We start from the raw sequence: 16634 nt of genomic DNA on the forward strand, positions 1-16634 counted from the left end.
AGCATAGCGTAAATCGACAAGGACAAGGAGACCGGCATCGGGCGATGCCGGTCAGGACGATCAGTGCAGCTCTGGCCAGTAATCCTTGTTGGCCTCGATCAGGTCATCCAGAATCGCCTTCGCGACGGACGCGCTCGGCACGGTTTTCGACAGGGTGATCGCCTGCCAGAGTTTCTGGTACGAGCGCTGCTCCCAGGCATCCACCACCAGTTTTTCCACCGCCACCTGCTGGCTCATCAGCCCTTTCTGGAAGTGCGGAATATCGCCCACCGTGAGCGGCTCCGGCCCGTTATGGCCCACCAGGCACGGGATCTCCACCATCGCGTCGGCATCAAAGTTATGGATGGCCCCGTTGTTTGGCACAATCAGCAGCATCCGCTCCTGGGTGTTAAAGGCAATGGCGGTCGCCAGATCGACAATGTACGACGCATGTTCGTCGATTTCCAATTCACCGGCAGAGGATTTTCCCGCCTCGATAATCGCCCGGCAGGAACTGAACACGTGCTTCTCACGGTGATCCATGACCTCATTGGCGCGGGTGCGTTCCGGGTTGGAATGCGCGACCACGTAGTCCGGGAACAGGTAATACTTCAGGTAGGTGTTCGGCATGGTGTCCGGATCCAGCGCCTGCACGTCTTTTGCTTTAGCGAACGTATCGTTCCAGCTCGCTTCGGTATGCGCATCTTCTGAAGGCGGAACATAGCCCTTTTTCGCCACGTATTCGCGCAGTTTCGGCATCAAATCGTTGCCGTTCAGATCTTCAATCGACGTCCACCAGCCGAAGTGGTTCAGGCCGTAGTAGCGCACGCGCATCTCTTTGCGGTCCTTCAGGCCGACGATCTGCGCCATGCGCCCTTCGATCCCGATCGGCATATCGCAGATGTTGAGGATTTTGGCGTTCGGACGCAGGCGCCGCGTGGCTTCCGCGACAATCGCCGCCGGGTTGGAGTAGTTCAGCATCCACGCGTTCGGAGAGTACTGCTCCATATAATCCACCAGCTCCAGCACGCCGCCGATAGAGCGCATGCCGTAGGAAATCCCACCCGGGCCGCAGGTTTCCTGACCCAGCACGCCGTGGCGCAGCGGGATTTTTTCATCTTTTTCGCGCATCGGGTATTTACCCACGCGGATATGTGCCATCACGAAATCGACATCGCTAAAGGCTGCTTTCGGGTCGGTGGTGTAGCTGAACTCAATCTCCGGAGCCTGTTCCTTAAGGATAATTTTGCACGCTTCAGCGATGGTCTCCTGACGCGCGCCGTCGTTGTCATAGAACTTCAGGGCGCGCAGCGGGAAACGGTCACGGTTGGCTAACAGCATCAGGACGATACCAGGCGTAAAGGTGCTGCCGCCGCCTGCAATGACAACTGAGAATTTTTTCATGATATAGCCTCTGTCAGGGTGGTTTGTTCATTCGTTAAGGGGGTTTTCATCAGCGATTCCAGCTGGTCGCGCACCTGAGGAACGTGCAGGCCGACAATCACCTGAATGCCGTTGCCGCGTCGCACCACGCCGTGGGCGCCGAGGGCTTTGAAGACGTCATCGCTTTGCGTTTTCGCCATATCGACCAGGGCGATGCGCAGGCGGGTGGCGCAGTTGTTGATGCTTTCGATGTTGGCCGCACCGCCCAGCGCCTGCAGGAATCCGGCGGCCTGCCCGACCTGCTGGCTGGCCGCAGCCGGAGCTGTAGTTTGCCCACGCGCCGCCTTATAGTCGGCCTTGCTGTAGAGCTTGATTTCGCTCTCCTCCCGGCCCGGGGTTTTCAGGTTCAGACGTGCAATCAGCGTTTTGAAGACCACGAAGTAAATTCCGGTGAAGCAGACGCCAATGCCGATCTGGGTGAAGACCGTCGCGGCGTGGTTATGGAACATCGGGATCCAGTTTTGCGGCAGAAACTGGTCCAGCAGGCCGCCCCCCATGTTCCCGACCACGCCAAAGGTGTACATCACCGTCGCCATGGTCGCCGCCAGCACGGCGTGAACGGCAAACAGCAGCGGCGAGATAAACAGGAAGGTGAATTCGAGCGGTTCGGTAATGCCCACCAGCACCGCGGTAAGCGTGGCCGGGACCAGCAGCCCCACGACCTTGACGCGGTTTTCCGGCGACGCGGTGTACCAGATCGCCAGCGCAATCCCGACCGAACCAAACACTTTTGAGTTACCGTGCAGGGCGAAGCCGCCTTCCGGGAAGAGAGTTTTCAGCGGCAGGGTGCTCTGACTGAATTCCTGCAGGTGCTGCGCCCAGTAGACCTGAATCCCCCCCTCAACCGCCGCCGGGCCGAAGATAAACGGACCGTAGACGAAGTGGTGCAATCCGGTTGGGATCAGAATGCGTTCCAGGAAGGTATAGACCCACACGCCCAGCGCCCCGGCAGAGCGCAGGAACGCCTGTAGGGACTCAATGCCCATCTGCACTTTCGGCCAGCCCAGCAGCGTCAGCCAGGCGCAGGGGATCATGACGAAGAATGCGAGGATAACGACAAACGAGCTGCCCTGGAAAATCCCCAGAAATACCGGCAGCGGCTTGTCAAAATAGCGGTTGTGGATGGCGGTGACGATGCCTGAAATCACGATAGCGCCGATGATGCTGGTATCGAGCGTTTTGATGCCGGCAATCATCGCCAGCCCGCTTCCCGCCGTCGGTTCGGCGGAGAAGTCGACGCCGAAGAAGTGGCCCCAGGTCATCCCCATCGCGTTGATGAAGTAGTTCCAGGTCAGGAAGCTAATCAGCACCGCCAGACAGGCGCGGCCCTGGGCCTGCTTCGCCAGGCCAATCGGCAGGCCGACGGCAAAAATCAGCGGCATATTGCGAAACACCGCCCAGCCGCCCTCTTCAATGATGTGAACAATCTGCGCGAAAAGATGATCGGGGGCGGTTAAGGCTTCGCCGACAAACAACGGGTTGCGAAGCATGATGGCGATTCCCACCACGATCCCGGCGAACGGAAACAGCAACACCGGGGTAAACATGGCACCGCCAAAACGTTGTATTTGACTGAGCATTTTTAAATCCTCATGAAACAACCTGTAGGGGTAGAGGCCTTTATGATTTTTTGCTGGCCTGAGGTGAGCATAAGAACTTACTGATGCGCGAACATGGCGTGCCGCTGCGATTCGTGATCGCATTCATGGTTTTATTTTGACCAATCAGGTCTACTTTTTGCGGTAAATATGGACATGTCAGGACGCCATCCACGCCCTGATAAGGGCAGAGAGGTCTACTGGTGATCTACAAATCTATTGCCGACAGATTGCGGCTGCGGCTGAATTCGTCGGACTACAACATCGGCAGCCCGCTGCCCGGCGAAAAAGCGCTGGCGCAGGAGTTCGGTGTGGCGCGAATGACCATCCGCAAGGCGCTGGATCTGCTGGTGAGCTGGGGGCTGGTTGAGCGGCGGCACGGCAGCGGCACGTTTGTGTCGCGTAAAGACGTTCACCACGAAACCACCAACCTGACCGGGCTGGTGGAGGTGCTGCGCCAGCAGGGAAAAGAGGTGCAGAGCAAGGTGCTGCAGTTCGAAGTGATGCCCGCCCCACCCGCCATCGCCAGCCAGCTGCGGATTCAGGTGGATGAGCGGATCTACTTTTCCCGACGGGTGCGCTACGTGGACGGGAAGCCGCTGATGCTGGAGGACAGCTTTATGCCGGTGAAGCTGTTCCGCAATCTGTCGCTGGCGCATCTTGAGGGGTCTAAGTTTGATTACATCGAGAAGGAGTGCGGGATCACCATCAGCGGGAACTACGAGAGCCTGACGCCGGTGCTGGCAGATAAAACGCTGGCCGGCTATATGAACCTCCCGGAACAGACGCCGCTGCTGCGCATTACGTCCCTTTCCTACAGCGACAGCGGCGAGTTTCTCAATTATTCCGTGATGTTCCGAAATACCAGCGATTACCAGGTGGACTACCATCTGCGGCGCATCCACCCGGACGACCTGCTAGCCCATCCCCCAGAACAGCACCGCCAGTAGCTGCGGCGTAATGATGCGCAGGAACATCACCAGCGGGTAGACGGTGGCATAGGAGAGCGCGGCCGCGCCGCTGGTGGCGTGCAGGTTGTTGGCAAAGGCCAGCGCGGGCGGATCGGTCATGGAGCCCGCCAGCATGCCGCACAGCGTCAGGTAGTTCATTTTGGCGAACATCCGCGCCAGTATGCCCACCGTCAGCAGAGGAATAGCCGTGATAAAGATGCCGTAGCCGACCCAGCTCATCCCTTCGCCCTTGATCAGCGTATCGACAAAATCCCCGCCGGACTTCAGCCCGACCACCGCCAGGAACAGCACGATGCCCAGCTCGCGCAGCGCCAGGTTGGCGCTCGGCGGCATAAACCAGTAGAGCTTACCGATGCAGCCGATACGCCCGAGGATCAGCGCCATAATCAGCGGCCCGCCCGCCAGGCCCAGCTTGAGCGCCACCGGGAAGCCCGGCACGTACAGCGGGATCGAGCCAAGGAGTACGCCAAGCCCGATACCGATGAACACCGGCAGCATCTGCACCTGCTGCAGTTTTTGCTGGGCGTTACCCACCATATCCGCCACGGCGTCGATGGACGACGGTCGCCCAACCAGGTTGAGGATATCCCCGAACTGCAGGCTGGCCTCCGGGCTGGCGACCAGTTCAACGCCCGCACGGTTGAGGCGGGAGATCACCACGTCATAGCGTTCTTTTACCTGCAGATCGCGTATTTTTTTGCCAAGAACATGCTCGTTAGTCACCACAACGCGTTCCACGCGCATATCGGTGCCACGGGTTGAGAGAGAGGTATCCACTTCCTGACCAATCACCAGCCGCGCGTTGTTTAAATCGCCGGGCTGGCCGACCAGATGCAGCAGATCGCCCTGCTGAATGATGGTGCCAGGCGCGGGCACCATCAGCATATCGTCGCGCTTAAGGCGCGAGCAGATGATATTGGCGCTGTTCAGGATCGGTACGTCCTGAATCGCCATATTGTTCAGGTTGGGGTTATCAACCCGAATGTTGATGGTTTTAATCGGCATATGGCCGTTGGTGAGCGTGGTTTCGTGGTCTTTCGCCTCTTTATCAACGTTAATGCGAAACAGGACGCGGACCAGCCACATGGAGAGCAGAATGCCGCAAATGCCAAACGGATAGGCCATGGCGTAGCTCATCCCCATCTGGTCGACGATGCCGGGTTCGATGCCCAAATCGCGCAGGATTTGCTGTCCGGCACCGAGCGCGGGCGTGTTGGTGACCGCTCCGGAGAAAATGCCCAGCACCACGGGCAGCGGGATAGCAAAGATTTTATGCAGAATGGCGGTGACCAGCCCGCCCATCACCACAATGCCGAGGGCAAACAGGTTGAGCCGCAATCCGGAAACCCGAAGTGAGGCGAAAAACCCCGGCCCCACCTGAATCCCGATGGTATAGACGAAGAGGATCAGGCCGAACTCCTGAGTAAAGTGGAGCATCTCGGCGCTGAGGACCAGCCCGAGCTGGTCTGCAAAGTGGCCGACAAAAATGCCGCCAAACAGCACCCCGCCTATCCCAAACCCGACGCCGCGGATTTTGATATTCCCTATCCACAGGCCAACAACAGCGACCAGGGCCAACACGCTGACGGTTAACGCGATATCACTCATGATCCACTTCCTTGGCATAACCTTAGTTATGCTAAGGATTCTCTCAGAGCCGTGGGCGGTTGTATGGGCGATGGCGCACAAAAAAGCCCTGACGGGGCAGGGCTTTATCTTTTCACCCTCTCCCTGTGGGAGAGGGCCGGGGTGAGGGCACCAGCCCGCACACTGTTAACTGTTTAACGCCGGCCGGTCGCTAATGGCGATACGCTGCGGCGGAATGGTTTCCGGCACGTTGCGGGTCAGGTCAATATGCAGCAGCCCGTTGGTAAACGTGGCGCCGGACACCTCCATATGGTCTGCCAGGGTAAAGCTCAGGCTAAACGGCTGATTAACCAGCCCCTGATGCAACCATTTGGTCTCGGTCTCTTGTTTCTCCGGCGTACCTTTCACGGTCAGACGCGTGCCTTCAAGCTGGATATCCAGATCCTCCTGACGGAAGCCGGCCAGCGCCAGGGTGATGCGATAGTGGTTATCGTCGCTTTTTTCGATGTTGTACGGCGGAAACGTCTGTTGCTCAGCGGTGTTTTGCAGGGCATTAGCCAGTTTGTCAAAACCAATCCACTGACGCAGCAGGGGGGATAAATCGTAGTTACGCATACTAAATCTCCTTCTGAGAAGCGAGTTCGGCACAGTTTAATTTTGTGCGCAGTTGTTCCTGCAAATCCTGATGGATTCGCATATGCTCCCGTTACGGCAAGCAATTCTGGGTGGGCCGCTCGCGCGACCCGCATAATTAGTTAATTTCGATACGACGCGGTTTTTTCTCTTCCGGAATCACACGTTCCAGTTCAATAAACAGCAGGCCGTTGACCAGGTTCGCGCCTTTAACGTGAATGTTCTCGGCTAACTGGAACTTGCGTTCAAAGTTGCGCTCGGCGATGCCCTGGTAAAGGTAAGTACGCTCTTTCTGCTCGGCCGTATGGGAACCTTTCACCACCAGCAGGTTGTCCTGCGCGGTGATCTCCAGTTCGTTTTCTGCAAAACCGGCGACGGCAATGGCAATGCGGTAGTGGTTTTCGTCAACCAGCTCAACATTGTATGGAGGGTAGCCGTTGCTCTGGCTTTGGTTATTTTCTAAATGGTTAAACAGGCGGTCAAAACCAATTGCAGAACGGTATAGCGGAGAAAGATCGAAGTTACGCATAAATAAAACTCCTGAAATCAGCGAGAAAATGTAGCCTTCCACCATGGACAGGCCTTTGCGCCCCCCGAACACCCATCAGGCGAGTTCGTTATCGGGTCGTATTCTTAAAATGGGTCTACAACCGGGCTTTTCAAGCGCGACGACTGCACTTTTTTTTGCACTTTCCTGCATCTCGCTTAGACTGGGACAACAGCACAAAGGGTTAAATTGCGATGGCTGCCACAGTGCGGGGTTATCGGGCTATCCATTTTGGTTAAGGCTCGTTATAACCCTGAGTTGCAGGTCTATGCAGTGCCATTAACGATGACTGAGTGATGATGAAAAATGTTCTGATAAAGCTGACGACGTTCAGCGGGGTAGTTTTACTTTGCGGGTGTTCGAGCGTAATGTCTCACACCGGCGGTAAAGAAGGAACATATCCGGGGACGCGCGCCAGCGCGGCGATGATCTCCGATGACGATACAAACTGGGGCACCAAATCCCTGGTTATCCTGGATATGCCGTTTACGGCTGTGGCGGATACGCTTTTGCTGCCGTGGGATATGTTTCGTAAGGACAACTCCGTGCGCTCACGGGTAGAAAAAAGCGAGCAGGAGAATCTGGCAACAAACGCCGTTATCCCGCCCGCAGAGATGCCTCCACGCTAGTTCTGCGCGGTTTCCGTTAACCAAAGTTGACGGAAACCCCCTGTCTCTTCCATCCACGCAATAAAGCGCCCGTCCGGGGAAAACACGACGGCATCAGCAGACGGCGGATTGCCGTGATCGGACGTCAAAAACGTCACCTCTCCGGTCTGCGCGTCGCAGCAGGCGATCCGGTTTTCGAGCACAAACCCCAGTCGGTCACCCGCCGGATGCCAGTTAAACGCAGACTGAATACCGCTCCCGTTACGCGTCAGCTGGCGCGGCTCGCCGCCCTCAGGCGAGATCAGCCACAGCTGCACAATGCCGTTATCGTCGCGCATCAGAAACGCGATCTGCGTCCCCTGCGGGTTGCTGCGAACCCAGTGGCGCGGCACGTTCACCAGGCCCGGATAGGCCCTCTGATGCGTAAAGGTCAGACGACGCTGCATTACCCCGGCAGGCGGGGCCGGCAGGGTCTCTGCCGTGCCCTGCAGCGGCGCATCGCCCGCACGCTTCCAGCCCTGCTCGTCTTCCGGCAGGTCGACGATAAACAGTTCCGGGACTTTTTCGCCCTGCGCAGAGAGGGTATCGCCGATAAACGCCAGCCTGGTGTTGCCCACCCAGCCCTCTTCATAGGCGCGGTTAATCTCGTCGCTGCCCGGCTGCGGGTTGGGCGTCGTGCGGCTGACCAGCACGCTCCAGAAGGTTCCCGAATATTCACGGGGATGATTCCCCTGCGGGTTCACCGGGCCGTAAGGCGCAGCCACCCCGACGTTGCGTAAATCACGTTTAGGATCGCGCACGTGCAGCACGTGGTCGTTATAGGTAAAGCTGACGAGCTGGCCGTTCGGGCTGAAGACATGGACGTGGCTGCCGCCGCGCAGCGCGCCCGGGGTGTACGGCGAAGTGATATCCATCGCGTCCAGGTTGCTCACCTGACCGTTTTGCGCGATCACCCCCTGACGATGATGAAAATCGTAGTGCCAGTCTGCATCCGGGTTTCTCGGGCCGTGGATAAAGACGTATTTCTCCTGCGCGGGATGAACGGTCACCACGCCGACGTGCGCGCCGTCAGTTGCACGATAGATCACCTCCACCTCACCCGTAGCGACATTGACCCGCTCAATGGTTTCACCGGTGAACGATGCACCGGAAGGGCGCACGTCATAGACCAGCCACTGGCTGTCCGGCGTCCAGGTATTGATGTTGGTCAGCTGGTGGTTGCGGGAAGCGAAGGTGATTTGTTTCATGAGGATACCCTGATGCACGGTGAGTGCATCAGGGTAAAACATCCGCAGGGATTAGCCTACTCGTTTCACATCACCCACCAGCAGGATGTAGGAGAGCGCACCGATCAGCGCCACGGCGGAGATGTACACCAGCGCCGGGCCGAAGCCGTAGTCCTGCGCCAGGTAGCCGATGACCAGCGGTACGGTGATCCCGCCAAGCCCGCCGACAAAGTTGAACACGCCGCCGGTCAGGCCAATCAGCCGCATCGGCGCGAGAGACGACACCAGCGACCAGGTGATAGAGGCGAAACCGTTACCGAAGAACGCCACCGCCATCAGGGCCATAATCCACACCGGATCGTTGGTGTAGTTGGCGCCCATGATGCAGGTGGAGATCAGCAAGCCGCAGATAATCGGCGTTTTACGCGCCACACCCAGCGAATAGCCTTTTTTCACCAGCTTATCGGCCAGCCAGCCGGAGAGCAGTACGCCGAAAAACGCCGCGAGGAACGGCACGGTGGTCATAAAGCCCGCCTTTAGTGCCGTGATGCCCTTTTCCTGGGTCAGATAGTTCGGGAACCAGGTCAGGAAGAACCACAGCGTGGAGGTCACCGCGAACTGGCCCAGATAAACGCCCACCAGCTTACGGTGGAAGACCAGCTTCCAGTCCGCTTTGGTCAGCGGCTGGCGCGCCTCTTTTTTCACCGGCGCATCACCGTCCACCAGGCCACCGCCGTCGCGGATGTAGTCCAGCTCGGCTTTGGTGATGCTTTTGGTCAGACGCGGCGGCTGGTAGACCTTGAACCAGATCAGCGACCAGATAATGCCAATCCCCCCTGTGACGATGAACACCCAGTGCCAGCTCAACAGCTCCTGAATCCAAATCAGCAGCGGCGTCAGGAACGCCAGGCCGACAAACTGCCCGGAGGTGTAAAAGCCAACGGCGGAAGCGCGTTCATGTTCCGGGAACCAGCTGGTCACCATGCGGTTATTGGTCGGAAACGCGGGCGCTTCGAAAACTCCGGTAATGGCACGCAGGCCAATCAGCGACATCAGCCCGGTCGCGAAGCCCTGGAAAAGGGTCGCCACGGACCAGCCGAAAATGGCGATAAAGTAGGTCAGACGTGAACCCACGCGGTCAAGGAACCAGCCGCCGGGGATCTGGCAGAGCGTATACAGCCAGGCAAACGCCGAGAAGACGTAACCCATTTCCGCTTTGGTGATGCCAAACTCTTCCTGAATATGGGCCGATGCCACGGCAAGGTTGGCGCGGTCGACATAGCAAATGACCACGGTAATAAAGATCATAATCAGCGTCAGGTAGCGGCGACGCCCGGTTTTTGTAGCGGTAACTGGAATATCCATCGCAATCTGTCTCCAGATTTTGGGCATAGCGAAGCCGCTCACCATGCCCTGTAATTTACAGAGGGTTATATTTTTGTAGGTACGTTTTTTTGGCCGATGGCGCTGCGCTTACCGGCGATTTACCACTCGGCTACGGAACCGTCTTCATGACGCCACAGTGGATTACGCCAGTCCGGCGCTTGTTTACTTAGCTCAATGACTTTGGCTTCGTCAATCTCTACGCCAAGGCCCGGCTTCGTTAACGGTTTAAAGAAACCGCCTTCCATGCTGAAGTCTTCTTTATTTTTCACAAAATCGAGCAGTTCCGCGCCCTTGTTATAGTGAATCCCCATGCTCTGTTCCTGGAACACCGCGTTGCGGGAGACAAAGTCGACATGCAGACAGGCCGCCAGCGCGATCGGTCCGAGCGGGCAGTGCGGCGCCAGCGCCACATCGTAGGCTTCGGCCATCCCGGCAATTTTGTAGCATTCGGTGATGCCGCCCGCGTGAGAGAGGTCCGGCTGCAGGATGGCAATGCCGCTCGCTTCCAGCACGCGTTTAAACTCGAAGCGCGAGAACATGCGTTCACCCGCCGCGATGGGAATGTGCGTCTGTTCAGCCAGTTTCGGATAGTACTCGGCCTGTTCGGCCAGTACCGGCTCTTCGATAAACAGCGGACGATACGGCTCCAGCTCTTTGATCAGTACTTTGGCCATCGGCGCGCTAACGCGGCCATGAAAGTCCAGGCCAAATTCGATCTCGTTGCCGAAGGCTTCACGGATTTGCGCGACAGTATTCACCGCGCGATCCACCGCGCGCGAGTTGTCGATAACGCCCATCTCTTCGCAGCCGTTGAGTTTGAAGGTGTCAAAACCGATGTTGCGCAGCTGCGTAATGCCATCGATCACTTCCGCAGGACGGTCGCCGCCGACCCAGCTGTAGGCTTTAATTTTGTCGCGCACCAGGCCGCCCATCAGCTGCCAGACCGGCGCGTTCAGCACTTTGCCTTTGATATCCCACAGCGCCTGGTCGATACCGGCGATGGCGCTCATCAGGATCGGCCCCCCGCGGTAGAAGCCCGCGCGGTACATCACCTGCCACAGGTCGTTGATGCGAGCCGGATCCTGGCCAATCAGGTATTCCCCCAGCTCGTGCACCGCCGCTTCTACGGTGCGCGCACGTCCTTCAATTACCGGTTCGCCCCAGCCCACGACCCCTTCATCGGTTTCGATTTTCAGGAACATCCAGCGCGGGGGTAAACGGTACGTGGTGAGTTTGGTTATTTTCATTTCACTGCCTCTCGATACGCTTTCACAAATGCTGCCGCCTGCTGTGCGGTACGTTCCACGGACTGACCGGCGCGATACAGATCGCTGCCCAGCCCCGCGCCCACACAGCCCGCGCTCATCCACTGGCCCAGGTTTTCTGGCGTTACGCCGCCCACAGCAAAGACCGGCACGCTGGCAGGTAATACCGCTTTCAGCGCTTTGATGTAGTCCGGTCCAAAAGCTGATGACGGGAAAATTTTGAGCGACTGTGCGCCCGCGTCCAGAGCAGTAAAGGCTTCCGTGGCGGTGGCGCATCCAGGGCAGACGGTCATGCCGTAACCCACCGCGCGGCGGATCACCTCAGGCTGAATGTTGGGCGTGACGATAAGCTTACAGCCCATCTTTGCCAGCCGATCTACCTGCTCAGGCCGTAACACGGTGCCTGCGCCAATCAGCGCCCTATCGCCGAAGGCCTCCACCACGGCCGGAATGCTTTTTTCCCACTCCGGAGAGTTAAGCGGGATTTCCACCGCGTCGAACCCGGCGTCGATAACCGCGCCGACGTGGGCTAACGCCTCGTCGGGCGTGATGCCGCGCAAAATCGCGATAAGGGGAAGATCAGTTTGCCACTGCATGAGCGATGCTCCTTATTCCTGCCTGAAATGCCGTGTCGCCGGATACCGTTGAAACGTTACGTCCAACGGCGCGAAACGCCTGCTCATAGCGCGACGTTAGCGATGTGCCAGCGACAAGGGTGATGGCCTGCTCGTGCGCGACGAAATCACGCATGCTGGCGACCTCTGCGCCAATCAGCAGGCCGGAGAGAAATTCGCTGACCAGCTCGCGCGGGAGATTTCCCAGCACGTGCGAGGCGCGAACCTCAAAAAGCTGCGGCAAAACATCAGGAGAAGCGATCCCACGTTCAAGCCCGGCAGCAAACGCCTCTGACGAGGCTTCCTGCTCCGGCAAACCGGCTCCCACCAGTGAATGATTGAGCAGCAAATGGTGCAGCTCGCCGGTCATCACGGTGCGAAAATCGTGGATTTGCTCAGCGTCGGCCTGGACCCACTTGCAGTGCGTTCCGGGCATGACGTAGACAGAAGAAGGAGAAAGCGTGCGCGCGCCAAGCAGCTGCGTCTCTTCGCCGCGCATCACGTTGTGGTTATCGCCGCGAGAGATGCACAAACCGGGAATTATCCAGATATTGTCGCCAACGGACGTTAACTGCTCGCCAATCGCGGAGAAATGGGCAGGAACCGGTAGATAAGGCGCCATCTTCCAGCCAACGTTGCTGCCGACCATTCCCGCCATGACCACCGGCGTGGCGCTGTCGCGCCAGTTTTGTGTGACCTCTGCTAACACCGCCTCGGGGGATTTACCGTTCAGGCGCGTCACGCCTGCTTCTGATTGCCTGCTCTCCAGGCACTGTTCGCCCTGGTACAGCCAGGCGCGCAGATTGGTCGATCCCCAGTCAATTGCGATGTAGCGAGATGTCATGTGATTTCCTTCAGCCTTCGTGTCGAGCTGGCAATCATGGTAAGCGCCGCCTGCTCTGCCGCATCGCCGTCCTGATGCCGTATCGCATCGAACAGCGCTTTATGTTCCTGGAGCGTTTTCGGCATGTTGGCCTCATCGCCCATCCAGGTACGTTCAAATACTGCTCGCTGTAGCGAGCTGATCGCCACGCTAAGCTGCTGTAATACCGGGTTATGCACCGACTGCAGCACCGCTTCGTGGTAGCGAATATCCGCCTCGTTAAACGCCTCCCGGTTCTGGTTATTGGCGATCATGTCGTTTAAAGCCGACTCAATCTGCGCCAAATCGCCGGAGGTTGCGCGCTCCGCCGCCCAGCGGGCGATAGCCGGTTCCACCAGGTTTCGGACTTCGCTCATCGCGCCGATAAGCCGCGGGTCGTAATCGTTTTCCAGCACCCACTGCAGTACGTCAGTATCGAGGTAGTTCCACTGGTTGCGCGGGGCAACAAACGCGCCGCGATAGCGCTTCATTTCAATCAGCCGCTTCGCCATCAGCGAGCGGAAGACTTCCCGGATGATGTTGCGCGAGGTTTCAAACTCCTCACACAGTTCGGCCTCTGCAGGCAGCGGCGAACCGGGAACGTATTTGCCACCCACAATCTGGGTGCCCAGCGTAATGACGATGCGATCGGTTTTATTGAGAGTCATGGAGAGTCCTTGTGCTCTGTATGTCCATCACTACTTTACCGCGACCGCTGAATTTCACCTCACTTTTGCAGTACAAACGTGAGGGCGTTCGACTTTGCTGTGGTGACAATGTAGTACAATCAATAAATGTTGTACTACAATCAAGATCACAAAAAGAACAATTCGATAAATTCAGCGCAAAAAAAAGCCCCGGTTGATAACCGAGGCCGATGATTAGAAATAAGCGTTACTGCAGCACAAACTTCTCGATCGCGTAGGCAACGCCGTCTTCCAGGTTGGATTTGGTCACGAAGTTGGCCACTTCTTTCACCGACGGAATGGCGTTATCCATCGCCACGCCCATGCCCGCGAATTCAATCATCGCGATGTCGTTTTCCTGGTCGCCCAGCGCCATGATCTCTTCCTGTTTAATCCCCAGCGCATCAGCGAGCGATTTCACACCGGTGCCTTTATTGACGCGTTTATCAAGGATTTCGAGGAAGTACGGCGCACTTTTCAGCACGGTGTATTTCTCTTTCACCTCGGCCGGAATGCGTGCAATCGCTTTATCCAGGATCTCCGGCTCGTCGATCATCATCACTTTCAGGAACTGGGTGGCAGGGTCCATTTTCTCCGCTTCACAGAACACCAGCGGAATGGTCGCAACGTAGGATTCATGCACCGTGTAGTAGCTGATATCACGGTTGGCGGTGTAAAGCGTATTGCGATCGAGGGCGTGGAAGTGGGATCCCACTTCCCGGGACAGTTTTTCCAGGAACCGGTAGTCATCGTAGCTCAGCGCGGTTTGCGCAACCGTACTGCCATCCGCGGCTTTCTGCACCAGCGCGCCGTTATAGGTGATGCAGTAGTCGCCAGGCTGATTCATGTGCAGCTCTTTCAGGTAACTGTGCACGCCCGCATACGGACGCCCCGTGGTCAGGACCACATTCACGCCCTTTGCGCGTGCCGCGGCGATCGCGTTCTTAACGGCTGGAGAAATAGTGTGGTCTGGCAGCAACAGCGTGCCGTCCATATCGATTGCAATAAGTTTGATAGCCATGAGTTCCCCGGGATAAATGAGTGCTGCCTCATGCTAACGCGATTAAGCACACAAAAATAGAGCTATATTGCGCAACAAAAGCCCCCTTTTACGCTTCTCCCGGGGAATAAAGACCTACTCGCGAGTGAGAACGATTTTACCAAACGCACCGCGATCCAGATGCTCAAGAGCCTGTTCAAGCTCGTTAAAACGGTAGCGATGCTCAATCATGGGTTTCAGGCCGGTGACATCAACAGCGCGGACGAAATCTTCCAGCGCCCGGCGGTGCCCCACGCCGATCCCCTGAATGACGGGAGATTTCAGCAACAGTTCGCCAGCCGAGAGCGAAATGTCAGACCCGGCCAGCACGCCAATGACCGAGATACGTCCATGAACGGCAACGGCGCGCAGGGAGTGCTTCAGGTTCTCGCCCCCCACGGTTTCAATAATATGGTCGATGCCGCGATCCTGCGTGAGCGCCAGCGTATTTTCAGCCCAGTCGCCTTTCAGGCGGTTGATGCCCTGGCTGGCCCCCAGTTTTTTGGCCAGCGCCAGCTTTTCATCGCTCCCGGACGTGACAAATACCTCTGCACCGTGCGCTTTTGCAATTTGCAGGGCGAAAATCGCCACCCCGCCCGTGCCCTGCACCAGCACCGATTGCCCGGCGCGCAGCTGTCCGCGTTCCACCAGCGCAAACCAGGCGGTAAGCCCTGCGCAGGGTAAGGTACTGGCCTCGGCGTCATCCAGGGTCTCCGGGGAGGCCACCAGCGCGTCTTCCTTCACAATCACATACTCGGCCAGCATCCCCTGGAAGTATCCACCGGACGTTTTATAGGGCAAATTGCGCGCGTCCGCCTGCGGTTTACCGTCGATCCACTCCGGGAAGAAGGTTGAGATAACGCGAGCGCCGGGCTGGAAGCGCGTGACGCCTTCACCCACGCTGTCTACGACGCCCGCCATGTCAGACGCCGGGGTAAACGGGAAGGAAAGTGGGATTGGCATTGTGCCTTCAACAACCATTTTATCGCGATAGTTGAGCGCAACGGCCTTCACCCGTACGCGCACTTCACCCGGGCCGGGCTGTGGAACGGGTGCCTGAGTCAGCTTGAGGTTCTCGCGCCCGAGGGCGTCCATGGACCAGCGTTGCATTGTCTCTGTCATTTTATTTCTCCTGCCATCAGATGAGCTTTAGTCCTGACAGTCTACCGTTGACTTAAGGTCACCAGTGGCGATAAGTTTTCTCTTTATTGACGCCATAATCGATACAATCCATGACCGATACGCTGAAGGATATTCCTGTTTTTGTGGCCGCCGTTGAGGCGGGAAGTTTCGCTCAGGCCGCAATTCGCCTGCATTTGTCACGCTCGGCGGTAGGGAAAAGCATCGCTCGCCTTGAAGAGCGGCTGGGGGTACGTCTTTTTCACCGCACCACCCGTAGCCAGAGGCTGACCGATAACGGCGCTCTTTTTTATGAACGCTGCCTGCGCGCGCTGGAGGAGATTCGGGGCGCGGAATCGCTGCTTGAAACAGGGAAACAGCAGGTCAGTGGCCGCCTGCGCGTTGCCATGCCGGTGCTGTTTGGTCGCCAGTGCGTCGCCCCGCTGCTGATAGCGCTGGCGCAGGAACACCCCGGGCTTGAACTGGAAATGTCATTCAGTGACCGGGTGGTGGATCTCGTCGAGGAAGGGTTTGATATGGCGGTGCGTAACGGCACGCTTCAGGACAGCAGCGTGCTGGTCGCCAGAAGGCTGGGAGAACACCGCATGGTGCTATGCGCCGCGCCGGATTATCTGCAGAAGAAAGGCCAACCGCAAAGCGTGGCTGATTTACCCCAGCATACGGCGATTAACTATCTGCGCGCAGGCAGAGTGCTGTCCTGGCAGCTGATGGATAACGAAGGAACGTCGCACACCTTTACTCCCCGGTCATCACTTAATATGGATGATTTGCAGGCGATCTGCGACGCTGCGCTGGCCGGACACGGCATTGCATGGCTGCCCTGCTGGATGGTCGTTAAAGATATTCACAAGGGTAAACTCGTCCCGCTCCTGAAGCAGGCACCGGATGTGCATTTCGACGTTCATGCGGTGTGGCAGCAGACGCCGCACCTGCCGCTGAGGGTCAGAATTGCGATAGATACGCTGGCGAGCCGTTTACCGTCCGCAATGTCGCTGGATATGCCTGCGCCCATAAAAAAGCCGCGCTAAAAGCGCGGCCAGTTATCGTGCG

16 protein-coding genes and 1 other annotated feature are annotated in these 16634 nt (G+C 57.8%); of the genes, 3 read left to right on the top strand and 13 right to left on the bottom strand.

Features of this window, described 5'->3' with window-relative positions; genetic code table 11:
* Positions 1-60: 60 nt before the first annotated feature.
* Positions 61-1383, bottom strand: a complete 1323-nt coding sequence (locus AC0TOY_RS07605; RefSeq protein WP_473721673.1) for a 6-phospho-alpha-glucosidase — start codon at positions 1381-1383, stop codon at positions 61-63.
* Positions 1380-3002: an alpha-glucoside-specific PTS transporter subunit IIBC gene (locus AC0TOY_RS07610; protein ID WP_473721674.1), complete on the bottom strand. Its 1623-nt coding sequence runs from the start codon at positions 3000-3002 to the stop codon at positions 1380-1382. Before AC0TOY_RS07610 ends, AC0TOY_RS07605 begins: the two co-directional genes overlap by 4 nt.
* A 221-nt stretch (positions 3003-3223) precedes the next feature.
* On the opposite strand from AC0TOY_RS07610, the gene AC0TOY_RS07615 reads away from it, so the two are divergent.
* On the top strand, positions 3224-3970 hold the full coding sequence (locus AC0TOY_RS07615; RefSeq protein WP_024907387.1) for a GntR family transcriptional regulator: 747 nt from the start codon (positions 3224-3226) through the stop codon (positions 3968-3970).
* Here AC0TOY_RS07615 and AC0TOY_RS07620 read toward each other — a convergent pair.
* From AC0TOY_RS07620 to ibpA, 3 genes are all read right to left on the bottom strand, one after another.
* A complete protein-coding gene (locus AC0TOY_RS07620) occupies positions 3938-5599 on the bottom strand; it encodes a putative transporter (RefSeq protein WP_024907388.1) in 1662 nt (553 codons plus the stop codon). The genes AC0TOY_RS07615 and AC0TOY_RS07620 overlap by 33 nt on opposite strands.
* Positions 5600-5764: 165 nt before the next feature.
* The gene (gene ibpB / locus AC0TOY_RS07625) at positions 5765-6193 is read right to left on the bottom strand and encodes a small heat shock chaperone IbpB (protein ID WP_024907389.1); all 429 of its coding nucleotides are present in this window, start codon (positions 6191-6193) and stop codon (positions 5765-5767) included.
* 136 nt (positions 6194-6329) lie between these two features.
* Entirely contained in the window at positions 6330-6740 is a 411-nt protein-coding gene (ibpA, locus tag AC0TOY_RS07630; RefSeq protein ID WP_008500162.1) for a small heat shock chaperone IbpA, read from the bottom strand.
* Positions 6734-6805 (bottom strand) — a sequence feature (ROSE (Repression Of Heat Shock gene Expression) occurs in the 5'-region of heat shock genes and acts as an RNA thermometer to modulate expression.). It overlaps the preceding gene by 7 nt.
* A gap of 249 nt (positions 6806-7054) precedes the next feature.
* Here ibpA and AC0TOY_RS07635 point away from each other — a divergent pair.
* Positions 7055-7387 carry a YceK/YidQ family lipoprotein gene (locus AC0TOY_RS07635; RefSeq protein ID WP_024907391.1) on the top strand — a complete coding sequence of 111 codons (333 nt, stop codon included), beginning with the start codon at positions 7055-7057 and terminating at the stop codon, positions 7385-7387.
* Here AC0TOY_RS07635 and AC0TOY_RS07640 read toward each other — a convergent pair.
* From AC0TOY_RS07640 to AC0TOY_RS07675, 8 genes are all read right to left on the bottom strand, one after another.
* A complete protein-coding gene (locus AC0TOY_RS07640; protein ID WP_473721675.1) occupies positions 7384-8613 on the bottom strand; it encodes a DUF3748 domain-containing protein in 1230 nt (409 codons plus the stop codon). The two genes, AC0TOY_RS07635 and AC0TOY_RS07640, sit on opposite strands and share 4 nt — an antisense overlap.
* 51 nt (positions 8614-8664) lie before the next feature.
* Positions 8665-10002 (bottom strand): MFS transporter, encoded by a 1338-nt coding sequence (locus AC0TOY_RS07645; protein ID WP_080350511.1) that lies wholly within the window; start codon positions 10000-10002, stop codon positions 8665-8667.
* 74 nt (positions 10003-10076) lie between these two features.
* On the bottom strand, positions 10077-11225 hold the full coding sequence (gene dgoD / locus AC0TOY_RS07650) for a galactonate dehydratase (protein ID WP_473721676.1): 1149 nt from the start codon (positions 11223-11225) through the stop codon (positions 10077-10079).
* Positions 11222-11839, bottom strand: coding sequence for a 2-dehydro-3-deoxy-6-phosphogalactonate aldolase (locus AC0TOY_RS07655; RefSeq protein WP_032648565.1), 618 nt, complete (start codon positions 11837-11839; stop codon positions 11222-11224). Before AC0TOY_RS07655 ends, dgoD begins: the two co-directional genes overlap by 4 nt.
* Positions 11823-12701: a 2-dehydro-3-deoxygalactonokinase gene (locus AC0TOY_RS07660; protein ID WP_473721677.1), complete on the bottom strand. Its 879-nt coding sequence runs from the start codon at positions 12699-12701 to the stop codon at positions 11823-11825. Before AC0TOY_RS07660 ends, AC0TOY_RS07655 begins: the two co-directional genes overlap by 17 nt.
* Positions 12698-13387, bottom strand: a complete 690-nt coding sequence (dgoR, locus tag AC0TOY_RS07665) for a D-galactonate utilization transcriptional regulator DgoR (RefSeq protein WP_003861109.1) — start codon at positions 13385-13387, stop codon at positions 12698-12700. The genes AC0TOY_RS07660 and dgoR overlap by 4 nt, the downstream gene beginning before the upstream one ends.
* Positions 13388-13613: 226 nt before the next feature.
* Positions 13614-14426, bottom strand: a complete 813-nt coding sequence (gene yidA, locus AC0TOY_RS07670; protein WP_032648569.1) for a sugar-phosphatase — start codon at positions 14424-14426, stop codon at positions 13614-13616.
* A gap of 114 nt (positions 14427-14540) precedes the next feature.
* Positions 14541-15566 (bottom strand): zinc-dependent alcohol dehydrogenase family protein, encoded by a 1026-nt coding sequence (locus AC0TOY_RS07675; RefSeq protein ID WP_473721678.1) that lies wholly within the window; start codon positions 15564-15566, stop codon positions 14541-14543.
* A gap of 110 nt (positions 15567-15676) precedes the next feature.
* Here AC0TOY_RS07675 and AC0TOY_RS07680 point away from each other — a divergent pair, with 110 nt between their 5' ends.
* Positions 15677-16612: a LysR family transcriptional regulator gene (locus AC0TOY_RS07680; RefSeq protein WP_290094215.1), complete on the top strand. Its 936-nt coding sequence runs from the start codon at positions 15677-15679 to the stop codon at positions 16610-16612.
* Positions 16613-16634 lie beyond the last annotated feature (22 nt).

It is taken from the genome of Enterobacter sp. PL_is379, assembly GCF_055817355.1.